We start from the raw sequence: 11548 nt of genomic DNA, 5'->3' as shown, positions 1-11548 counted from the left end.
GCATAATCTGTGTTTTTCCATAATTTTTCAATATGCTCAGGCTCATTTTGAATAATTTCCAAAGCTTTCAATGTTGAAGCAACCGAAGCTGGAGTCATTGAAGCACTGAACATCACAGAGCGCGCATTATGTTTTAAGAAATCAATCACATCTGCATCACCGGCCACAAATCCACCTAAAGAAGCTAACGATTTACTAAATGTACCCATAATCAAGTCTACATCATCATTAAGCCCAAAATGAGAAGCTGTACCAGCTCCTTTGTGCCCAATAACACCTAAACTGTGTGCGTCGTCAACCATTACGGCAGCATCAAACTCATTGGCAATCGATGTAAGCTCAGGCAAATTAACAATATCACCCTCCATACTAAAGATACCATCCGTACAAATTAACTTGGCACTATCCTCAGGTAGGCGTGATAACTTAGCACGTAAGTCCTCCATATTGTTATGACCGTATTTGATTACTTTGGAAAAAGACAAACGGCTACCATCAATAATTGACGCGTGGTCACGTTCATCCAACAAAATATAATCATTACGTCCCATTAGACATGACAAAGGGCCTAGATTTGATTGGAATCCTGTACTAAAAAGAATCGCGGCTTCTTTACCTACATAAGCAGATAATTTTTCTTCCAGTTCCACGTGAATATCCAACGTACCGTTTAAGAAACGAGATCCAGCACATCCAGTACCATACTTTTCCAAAGCATCTTGCGCTGCCTTTATAATACGTGTATCAGTCGTTAACCCTAAATAAGAGTTAGAACCAAACATCAATACACGTCTACCATCGATTTTTACTTCGGTATCTTGTTTTGATTGAATAGGTCTAAAATAGGCATATAAGCCCTTAGCTTTCAACTCCTCAACAATCTTAAATTGCGATATTTTTTCGCCTAACTTTCCTTTACTCATGCGATAAAAAGGTATTTCTAAAACTATTTCTAACTTTTAGATGTTATTGTAACAAACAAAATTATCGAATTGGACTTTTATATAAAAAACTCGGTCTCCGACTAAAAATCTGCTAATATGCACAATGCAAGTTGAAATTCTACGTTGTATATATTCACAATAATTCCAAAAAACGTTGCAAACATACGAAAACATAATCTGACTTTCGCTTAAATTTAGTCATATTTTTAACACATCGCCCAAAACCGTTAATTTTATTTTAATACTCCGCTAACATCTGCCCACACAATTCTACTTTAAAATAAGACAATTTTAATAATTATATTTGCGAACTTTAAATTATCCTATAATTAGTTACATTTAGGTTCATTGCAATAGCAATGGTATAGACTTACTAATATACAACAATATATGGCTTTATCTTCAGATATCAATATAAAAAATAAAAAAGCTTCTTTTGAATACCACTTACTGGACAAGTACATTGCAGGAATTCGATTATTGGGTACAGAAATAAAATCCATACGCGAAGGAAAGGCAAATATTAACGATAGTTTCTGTAGTTTTTTTGAGGACGGATTATATATCCGAAACATGCACATCGCTGAATACTCCATGGGATCTTTTTATAACCATGAAGCAAAACGCGACCGTCAACTACTATTGACAAAAAGAGAATTAAAAAAGCTAAAAGAGAAGGGGGAAGAACGTGGTTTTACCATTGTACCCCTACGCATCTTTATCAGTTCCCGGGGGTTTGCCAAAGTTGAAATTGCCTTGGCACAGGGTAAAAAAGATTTTGACAAACGAGAAAACATCAAAGAAAGAGATGTTAAACGAGAGCTTGATCGCGTGATGAAATTCTAGATTAACGCGCCAGGACAAATGCGCCTGGCGTCATTCCTACCCTGCTTTTAAAAAGCCTGACAAAGTAGTTGACATCATTAAATCCAGCCCCATAGCAAGACTCCTTTACATTCCGGGTGAGTAAAAGCATTTTTTTTGCCTTCTCGATACGCTGTTGGATCACATACTCCATCGGACTAAGTCCAAGTTCACGGTTAAACATCCGCGTAAGACTCGCTTTGCTCATGTGGGCAGTCCGCTCCAATAAACCAATTGAAATTTTCTCGGTAATATGTTTCTGAATAAATTCCTGCACATGTAACAGCACCTTGTTGGGCGACTTCCCAATTTTTAATGCAATCAGCGACTGTGACTGAAGTAGCCGAATCGTAAGCTCTTTAAAAGTCAAATCTGCAAGTACATCTTTCAACGGATTTTCGCTAATAATAATTTGAAACAACTTGTTCACCAGGTCGGCGAGCTCAGTCGAATTGTACAGATGAAAAAAATCCGGATCAATCCGCCACTGACTAAATTGTTCTTTCGGATAAAACTCATTTAGATAGTCCAAGACTGCTGCTATCTTCTCTTTATGAATTGTTAAAGCGGTACACTGCGTGGGCTGGTCGAGGCTCGCTTCCGGAAAGTCAATATGCATAGCCACCGATGCAGGCAACACCATCATCTGACCGGGCAGATAGTCAAAAGCCTTTACATTCTCCAAATGCATGATCTTTTTACCTTGGATCATGTTAATCATAACCAAATCCTCAAAACATAAAGGCACATGCTGCGATACCCGATATGTTTCGTAGATATTAAGCTCCAAGCTATCTAACGTAAATGCGCGTCGGTTCTCCACTAATGTGCTAAGCTCCCCAGCCCGCGAAAATGGCAATGTATGAATCAGCGTCCTATCTCCCATAGTGCAACAATTAAATATAATTGGCAGTCAATCAAATATAATAAAAAAAATAAATTGTAGCCGAAATTCATCTGCCACAATTGTGCTATGTTTTGGATCAATTCTGCTACGCTATTGAATAATTGCTGGCTAACTTTGATAAGAAGGGATTAAAAATAATTAATAATAAACCATATGAGCGCAATCAAAAGACCATCGTTCAAAGAACGATATGACAACTACATTGGTGGTAAATTTGTCGCACCAATTCAAGGAAAATACTTCGATAATATCTCGCCGGTAGACGGAAAAGTGTTTACTCAAGTTGCCCATTCAACAAAAGAAGATCTGGATCTCGCTGTCAACACTGCAGCCAAAGCTTTTGAAACCTGGGGAAAAACCTCCGCTACAGAACGAAGTATTATCCTCAATAAAATTGCTGACCGCATTGAAGCTAATTTAGCATATATCGCAGCCGTTGAAACAATAGACAACGGAAAAGCTGTACGTGAAACACTCAATGCGGATATCCCATTAGCCATCGACCATTTCCGGTATTTTGCCGGTGTAATCCGTGCTGAAGAGGGGTCCATAAGCGAACTGGACAGCAATACGGTGTCGCTGATTGTACACGAACCAATCGGTGTTGTTGCACAGATTATTCCATGGAATTTCCCGATTCTGATGGCCGTATGGAAACTAGCTCCGGCCCTTGCTGCAGGGAACACTGTCGTATTAAAGCCCGCTGAAAGTACACCAGCATCTATTCTTGTTCTTATGGAAATCATCGGTGATTTGATTCCTGCCGGAGTGGTCAATATCGTCAACGGTTTCGGCGCAGAACTTGGTCGTTCCTTGGTCACCAATCCTAAGGTCTCCAAAGCAGCATTCACAGGCTCCACAGCAACAGGACGTTTGGTCATGCAATATGCGACTGAAAATATCATCCCGGTAACCCTAGAATTGGGGGGAAAATCGCCCAATATTTTCTTCAGTTCGGTAATGGATGCAGATGATGCATTTTTGGACAAAGCAGTTGAAGGGGCGGTATTATTCGCGCTCAACCAGGGCGAAATTTGCACCTGCCCCTCTCGTCTACTGATCCAGGAGGATATTTATGAAAAATTCATTGCTAAAGTGATCGATCGGGTTAATCAGATCAAAGTCGGGGATCCATTAGACCCAACAACAATGATGGGTGCTCAGGCATCGAAGATTCAAAAAGATAAGATCATGTCCTATATTAAACTTGGCAAAGAAGAAGGAGCCGAAGTATTGACTGGCGGAGATGAAAACAATGTTGGTGCTGGTTTTGAAGAAGGCTACTACATCAAACCCACCCTATTCAAAGGTGATAATAGCATGCGCATTTTCCAGGAAGAAATCTTCGGCCCCGTGCTTGCAGTGACCACGTTCAAAGACGAACAAGAAGCAATTGCCATCGCCAACGATACCATGTATGGTCTCGGAGCAGGTGTATGGACCCGAGATGCACATCAGCTTTATCAGGTTCCACGTGCCATACAAGCTGGACGTGTATGGGTAAATCAGTACCACTCCTACCCAGCTGGCGCTCCATTTGGCGGATACAAACAATCAGGAATTGGACGGGAAAACCATAAAATGATGCTTGCCCATTACAGACAAGCCAAGAATATGTTGATTTCCTACAGCAAAGAAAAACTTGGCTTCTTTTAACTGAAGCATACCGGGTATACTTTTCGAACAGCTTGATACCCGAGTCTAGGGGGAGCAAATGCTGCCCCTTCCGCTGAATTTCATATGAACCAACGCTAAAACACATAAACTGATTTCACCATGATTAATAGATTAGACATCACTGAAAAAGCAAGGGAGCTCATCCATGAACTTGAAGCAAAGCATGGTAAATTAATGTTTTATCAAGCCGGAGGCTGTTGCGAGGGTACGCAGCCACAGTGTTTTGAGGAAGGAGGGTATTTTCCGAGGACGAATGATGCCATGATCGGATTAGCTGAAGGATATGAATTTTGGGTGGATCGTGATCTCTTTGAATATTGGAAACATGCGCATTTCACCCTCGATGTACTGGATGGGTTTGGTCCCGGAGGATTCTCATTGGAAACGCCACTGGGTAAAACTTTCAAAGTTCATTATCGCCTATTTACAACCGAAGAGCTTAATGACCTCGGCCCAATCAAACGAAACGAATAAAAAAAGCATAAAACACCATAGAATCACAACGTTGTAGAGATGACCTATAAAATTCTGGATCACTCTCTCAAAGAAAAAAGGGGCGCAGATGCGTCCCTTTTTCGATGTTATAATTTTAAAAAATTCTCTCCTGAGTTTCCGCATTCGGAATGCTAAAATTTTATTCAATATCCAAGCCTTCAAGGACTGGAATTGGCTGTTTGTTTTCATCTAGGGCAACAAATGTAAAAACACCCTCAATGGCCAGTTCTCTTCCCTCCTTGTACATATGTTCCAAAAATATCTCGACCTTCACCTTCAAGCTGGTCCGGCCTACATTCTGAACCCTTGCGATAGCTTCAATAATACTTCCGGAAGGAATTGCCCTATTGAAGTCTATACGATCTGTCGATACAGTCACCAACGTTTTGCGGCAAAATCGTGTTGCAGCCATAAACGATACTTCGTCCATAATGGACATCGCCTTGCCGCCGAATAAGGTATCGTGATGATTCGTCAAAAACGGAAACACGGTCGTGCAGACGTGTGTTTCTGATAAATCAATACGTTCTTGTAAAGTCATTTATTTTTTTATTAAGTGGATTTAAGAGGAGACAAATGTAAACCAATCTAGCTCCAGTTCCGTCATTTTTATTCCATATTTTCGTCGATATCCACTCCTATACCTTTCAATAAAAGCGAAGCATTGAATATTTTACATTCTCCTATCTTCAGCTTATAATCAAACAGCATCTGACCCTCGTCGACACGAATGTCAAAATGATAATTTTTGATATCTCCCGGAAATTCCTCTTGTAAACTGGACAGCTGTAAGTCATGTGTAGCCACCATACCTTTACCATCCAATCGAACCAGTTTCTTTATAATTGCACGGGAGCCCAGATATTTGTCGACAGAATTTGTCCCACGAAGCATCTCATCGATTAGAAAAAAACTATCGCTATGTGCTGAAACTGTATCCAATATAAATTTCATCCGATTCAATTCAGCTTTAAAGGTCGACGTACTTTCATTCAAATTATCCTTGATTCGCATATAGGATATCAGTTTATAAATCGGGAGCTGAAAAGAAGCTGCAGCAACCGCAGCTCCGGCATATGCCAAAATTGCATTAATACCTACTGTCCGCAGAAACGTACTCTTTCCAGCCATATTTGAACCTGTCACCAAAGCAACTCGATGGTCTATACTACTGTAATCATTGGCTACAACCTGATTGCTTGGAATCAATGGATGATATACCCCTTGCGCATCAATCTTATTTTCCAGTGGGTTATCCAAAATTACTGGATAAATGTACGACGAATGGTTTCTCATCCAAATAGCAAGGCTAGTTACAGCCTCAACCTTAGCTAAGGTATCAAATGAATTTAGAATCTCGTGTTCGTATTTATTCTTCCAGTCAACAATAGCCAATACTTGTCTAAAATCCCAAAGCAGAAACAAGTTTAGAAATATCCCGACAAAGACATTATTCCGGGCGTCCAAATTATTAATAAGACCAGCGAGTTTCTTAAAGGCAAGGGAAATGGATTCTGTACCCTGGTTTTGTTTAAGCTCTCCCGCAATCTCCCGCATAGCAATAGACTTCCATGCGTGGTCTTCAATAGATTGAATCGCCTCTGCGTATGAGCCCAGCACGCCACCTATCTTGTCTATTCGAGAGGAGAATATACTAACACTTCCAGCTTTGGCTAATGCCCAAAGAATATGAAATAGCCCTATCAATGTTGCCACCCCAGCCAATTTTGGCACGAAAAAACTGCCGACTAAAGCGACCAAAAATAAAACAGGCCCTACTTTGAGATAGACTCGCATGAAGGCATTTCCGAACTGAAAATTTCGGTCTTGAAAGTAATTTGTCAAAAATGCTTTGATATCCAATTTATGGTTCAGATTGGCCAAAAGCTTTGCCTGAAAATCCCATATCCATTCCGATTCATTTTCAAGTTCCTGGGAAGCTTCTTGATTGCGTTGAATTTGATGGCTTTGGAGAGGTGCATCAAGCCAAGAAGCCAAAAGATCAATTCCCTGTTTGGTCGTTGCCCGATTTATCTGTGCAAATAAGGAGTATGTTCCAAAGACATCCATATCGGAGCTATAAGGATGAGCTCCGTTTTCGAAATGCTGGCCATGATCATACATATTTAATTTTCCGTCCGCCAGGGCCTGTTCATTTGCCAAAACTTTCAGATAGGCTTCAAAATAGTTCTTCTGAAGCTCTAGCTGGCTCTGCTTCCGCACGAGATAGGCGAATAGGAACAATAATGCAAAAAAACAGAAAAAAACCAGCGGAAGGCTTTCCAGTTGAAAGGTATAAAATAATAATGCTCCGCCACCGAGTATCACAAATAGCCGCGACAAGCTGAGCGTGTTGACTTGTTTATTTAATTTGAGGACAGTTGAAGCGATTTCGCGATGCTTCTGGTCATATAGTATTGCAGTTGGAGTCATAAGGTGAATATTTATTCTTTCACGTTCATTTCAATTTAATCATGGATGTTTTGGTGTCGCTTAAAGACCTTGAGGGAAGTCGTTTAAGCTGGTTGAATGGATATCCTACCAGGCTTGATCACCCACCAAAGGCACAAAACGAAAAGTATCCAATTCGATACGGTCAAAATCATTTTCACCGACGCGAATGATCGTCATCATCTTTTGCGATTTTTCGTCTCCTACAGGGATTACAAAAATTCCGCCCATTTTCAGCTGCTTTAACATAACCTCTGGCACGAATGGCGCACCCGCAGTTACAATAATCTTGTCATAAGGAGCGTGCTCTTCAATTCCCTTGGAGCCATCGCCCAAAAAGAAATTCGGTTTATAGCCCATGTACGGCAACACTTGAATGGTTCGTTGATATAGGTTTTCCTGACGTTCGATGGTATATACGTCTGCGCCAAGTTCCAATAAGATACAGGTTTGGTATCCCGATCCCGTACCAATTTCCAGTACTTTATCTCCTTTTTTGACGTGGAGCAGTTCGGATTGATAGGCGACGGTATACGGCTGTGAAATTGTTTGCCCGTCACCTATTGGAAAAGCAATGTCCCGATAGGCCTGATTCCAGAATGTTTCATCAAAAAAATAGTGACGTGGTACCTTGCCAATGGCATCTAATACTTTCTGGTCCGCAATCCCCCGGCTTTTAAGATGTTCAACCAATTTCTTACGAGCACCTTTCTCTCGATAATTATCAATAAACTTGTACGCCATGATGTTTCAAATTTACCTTTTAAAAGGCACATTAAGCAGAATTAATCACAAATAATTCAATACCAATACAGTACACATTTTCAAGTCAATTTGCTTTATTTTCCAAATCACCTGTCCTTATGCCCAATCTACGCTGACCTCTTGAATTTGGGACCGAACAAAACGATAAGCGCATGTGGTTTAACTTTACCTAAAACGCAAGTCTTTAAAAGCTATATGGGTAATAATTGTCGCTAATATGGATCTACATCGACCTGAACGCGTACACCAGCATTGGTTTTATCTATTTCAAAATCCAGGAGAACCGAGCGGATCAATTCCTTGACCTTCGCAATACTAATATTTGTGCGTTCAATCTTTAAGGTAATGGTCTGGATAAAATTATTCCGCACGCGTGAAACTAAAGGCGGTTCCGGACCCAATACCCTTGCACCCAATTGTTGACGCAGCGCCGAGGCAAAACGATTGGCCGAATCATAGCATTTCTGAAAATCCGTATGTTTAATATCAATCCGAATAAGCCGGTAGAAAGGAGGATAAAGATAGTTTTTTCGTTCTGTAATTTCCGTCATAAACATCCCTTCATAATCGTTATTGACCACCTGTTCTAACACCCGATGATTCGTGGTGTAGCTCTGAATGATCACTTTTCCGCCTGCTTCGCGCCGACCTGCACGTCCTGCTACCTGGGAAAATAACGAAAAAGATCGTTCATACGAACGGAAATCCGGAAAGTTAATGATCGTATCTGCATTGACAACACCGATGAGGCTTACTCTTCCGAAATCGAGCCCCTTAGCAACCATTTGCGTCCCAATAAGAACATCAAATTCATGCTCATCAAAAGCCGTGATAATTTTATCGAAACCGTATTTACCTTTTGTGGAATCCAGATCCAACCGACCGATGCGAATTTCGGGCATCAGGATTTCAAGTTCTTCCTCTACCCTTTCTGTACCGAATCCTTTACTTTCGATATGCGGCATTCCACAGGCCGGACAAACACGAAGTGGAGGCTCCACATGACCACAATAATGGCAATGCATCATATTAGAGCTCTTGTGATAGGTTAAGCTGACATCACAATTGACACATTTTGCAACGAATCCACAGGTATTACATTGGATCATTGTCGTGTGCCCACGTCTATTTTGAAATAATATAACCTGCTCTTTATTTTTTACGGCTTCTTCAATTGCTTTTAACAAGGTGCCAGAAAAATAGGAAAACATATTTTCTTTTCTTCCCTCTTCGGGAATATTCACCAACTCAATACTTGGCAATTGTGCGTTGCCATAACGCTCAAGCAGTTGCACAAAACCATACTTCTTAGCCTTGGCATTGTAATAACTTTCCAAAGAAGGCGTCGCTGATCCCAATAGCACTTTGGTCTGATGTAGAAACCCGAGGTAAATAGCCGTATCTCGGGCATGGTAACGTGGAGCTGGATCAAACTGTTTATAGGAGCTTTCGTGCTCTTCATCAACGATGATAATCCCTAAATCCTGAAAGGGCAGAAAAACTGAAGAACGGGCCCCAATCACGACCTGAAATTCATTTTTCATTACTTTATGCCATACCTCGGCACGTTCATTATCATTAAACTTGGAGTGGTACACCCCCAATTTATCGCCGAAATGCAGCTTTAAGCGTGCCGTAATCTGTGCTGTCAGCGCAATCTCAGGCAGTAGATAGAGGGCTGATTTTCCAGCTGCAATTGCTTGTTCGATAAGCCGTATATAAATCTGTGTTTTTCCCGAAGCAGTAACACCATGTAACAGGGTAACTTCCTTATCTTCAAACGACTCTTGTATTTCAGTATAGGCCCTTTGCTGGTTTTCATTAAATTGAAAATTGGCATCCAGTTCGATATCTTCCCCCTGGAACCGGGATACAACCTTTTCCTTTATTTCAAAAACACCTTTGTCAATCAAAGCCGTAATAGCACCGTTACCACAGCCCGAGGCCTCAGCCAACATGGGCCGCGTGATCTCCTCGGTTTTTTTGACCAGCTGCATAAATGCCAATACCGCATCTTGTTGTTTTGGCGCACGGTTTAAGCTATCCAACAATTCTCTTTTTGCATCTTCATTTCTAAAGTCGGGAGCAAAACGTAAAAATGCTTTGGTCTTGGGTTTATATCTTTCTGTAATCTCTTCAGAAATCAAAACAATTCCTTTGTCAAATAATTGCTTCAATATGGGGAAGACTGTTTTTTGTCCCAGCAATTTCACAATATCATTGACTTTAAGTTCTCCCGCCACCTCCAAAGCCTCGATGATAAGATACTCTTTATCTGAAAGTGTAGAACGGTCAAAATCTGTCGCAATCGATGAAACGACTTTGGTCTCACTGGCCAGCTTCAATGCCGAAGGTAGCGCAGCCTGCATGACCTCGCCTAAACTACATATGTAATAATCGGCTAGCCAATCCCAAAGTTTAAATTGAGCCAAATTGACAATGGGTTTGTCATCAATGATGTCCAAAATATACTTTGCTTCATAGTGCTTTGGCGCCTCCTGACTAATGGACTTCACAACCGCAGAATAGATCTTATTCTTCCCAAATTGCACAATGACGCGTACACCAACCTGCACACGATCATTCCAGTCAATCGGAATACGATAAGTATATGTTCTTGCCAATGCTAGTGGTAGGACCACATCAACAAACAGCGTATCTCTTTCACTAAAAATCGTAGATTGTGGATTGGACATAAATTCAAATTATGGTATAAAAGTACAAAAAAAACTTCAGGAAAAGAGGTCAAACGACCCCGGCGATACCTAAACCGACAACACCCATGCGGGCTCAAAGCGATATCGGAGTGAAAAAACCAAGAGATCAAAGCTCAATCAATTGCAACCTAAAAAAGCCTTCCTGAAATCTATTCAAGAAGGCTCCGTTATAATTAGATACGAATATGATTTCGTATGAACATAGGCAATTAAATAGGATTACGATTTATTTTTTAGTGCAGCAATAAATAATGCAACCCAGCCAACGATTAACGACAATCCTCCCAAAGGGGTGATAGGTCCTAAAATAGACGGATTTCCAAAGCCGGTTATTTCGCGCACGCTTAAGACATATAACGATCCCGAGAAAAAAAGTATACCAATGAGGAAAGCTATAAATGACACTTTAATGGAGTACGTCTTTGCTCGCGAAAAAGTGGATAAAAATAGCAGGGCGAAGGTATGATAGAAATGATACTGATTTGCAGTTTTCCAAGTTTCAATATGATATGTACTTACCTTTCCTTCTAGACCATGAGCACCAAAGGCCCCTAATATTACAGCTAATGCTCCCAACAACGAAGCGGCTAAAATGATTTTCTTATTCATTATGTTAAAGTGAATGCTGAAAATGAGTTTCTAGCGATAAATGTATTAAAAACAGAGCAAAATAAGGAATTTTTTGTTAAATTTATATTACAAAGGCGCATTATAGGAACGATTTTCTA

Annotated in this window: 10 protein-coding genes; 3 read left to right on the top strand and 7 right to left on the bottom strand. The window is 40.5% G+C overall.

What is annotated here, in order from left to right; genetic code table 11:
• Positions 1-923 (bottom strand): aminotransferase class I/II-fold pyridoxal phosphate-dependent enzyme (locus B2X72_RS20550; protein WP_286851298.1); only part of this gene is annotated, 923 nt, incomplete at its 3' end.
• 411 nt (positions 924-1334) lie between these two features.
• On the opposite strand from B2X72_RS20550, the gene smpB reads away from it, so the two are divergent.
• Positions 1335-1790 (top strand): SsrA-binding protein SmpB, encoded by a 456-nt coding sequence (gene smpB, locus B2X72_RS20545; protein ID WP_075994200.1) that lies wholly within the window; start codon positions 1335-1337, stop codon positions 1788-1790.
• A 1-nt stretch (position 1791) separates the two neighbouring features.
• On the opposite strand, the gene B2X72_RS20540 is transcribed toward smpB, so the two are convergent.
• Positions 1792-2694 carry an AraC family transcriptional regulator gene (locus B2X72_RS20540; protein WP_145329440.1) on the bottom strand — a complete coding sequence of 301 codons (903 nt, stop codon included), beginning with the start codon at positions 2692-2694 and terminating at the stop codon, positions 1792-1794.
• A gap of 174 nt (positions 2695-2868) precedes the next feature.
• Here B2X72_RS20540 and B2X72_RS20535 point away from each other — a divergent pair, with 174 nt between their 5' ends.
• Complete coding sequence (locus B2X72_RS20535; protein WP_088162964.1) at positions 2869-4371, top strand: aldehyde dehydrogenase family protein; 1503 nt, start codon at positions 2869-2871, stop codon at positions 4369-4371.
• A gap of 120 nt (positions 4372-4491) precedes the next feature.
• A complete protein-coding gene (locus B2X72_RS20530) occupies positions 4492-4866 on the top strand; it encodes a DUF779 domain-containing protein (protein ID WP_088162965.1) in 375 nt (124 codons plus the stop codon).
• 160 nt (positions 4867-5026) lie between these two features.
• Here B2X72_RS20530 and B2X72_RS20525 read toward each other — a convergent pair whose 3' ends face one another.
• The 5 genes from B2X72_RS20525 to B2X72_RS20505 form a co-directional block, all read right to left on the bottom strand.
• Positions 5027-5428: an acyl-CoA thioesterase gene (locus B2X72_RS20525; protein ID WP_088162966.1), complete on the bottom strand. Its 402-nt coding sequence runs from the start codon at positions 5426-5428 to the stop codon at positions 5027-5029.
• Positions 5429-5496: 68 nt separating this feature from the next.
• Positions 5497-7320 (bottom strand): MutS-related protein, encoded by a 1824-nt coding sequence (locus B2X72_RS20520; RefSeq protein ID WP_145329437.1) that lies wholly within the window; start codon positions 7318-7320, stop codon positions 5497-5499.
• A 105-nt stretch (positions 7321-7425) separates the two neighbouring features.
• Positions 7426-8082, bottom strand: coding sequence for a protein-L-isoaspartate(D-aspartate) O-methyltransferase (locus tag B2X72_RS20515; RefSeq protein ID WP_075994205.1), 657 nt, complete (start codon positions 8080-8082; stop codon positions 7426-7428).
• A gap of 233 nt (positions 8083-8315) precedes the next feature.
• The gene (priA, locus tag B2X72_RS20510; RefSeq protein ID WP_286851295.1) at positions 8316-10799 is read right to left on the bottom strand and encodes a replication restart helicase PriA; all 2484 of its coding nucleotides are present in this window, start codon (positions 10797-10799) and stop codon (positions 8316-8318) included.
• Between the two features lie 240 nt (positions 10800-11039).
• Positions 11040-11429: a DUF423 domain-containing protein gene (locus B2X72_RS20505; protein WP_046672738.1), complete on the bottom strand. Its 390-nt coding sequence runs from the start codon at positions 11427-11429 to the stop codon at positions 11040-11042.
• Positions 11430-11548 lie beyond the last annotated feature (119 nt).

Source organism: Sphingobacterium sp. UBA7253, from assembly GCF_002472745.1.
Lineage (GTDB): Bacteria > Bacteroidota > Bacteroidia > Sphingobacteriales > Sphingobacteriaceae > Sphingobacterium > Sphingobacterium siyangense.
Note: the sequence above shows the minus strand (reverse complement) of the source record. Positions and strands in the feature narration are given on the sequence as shown.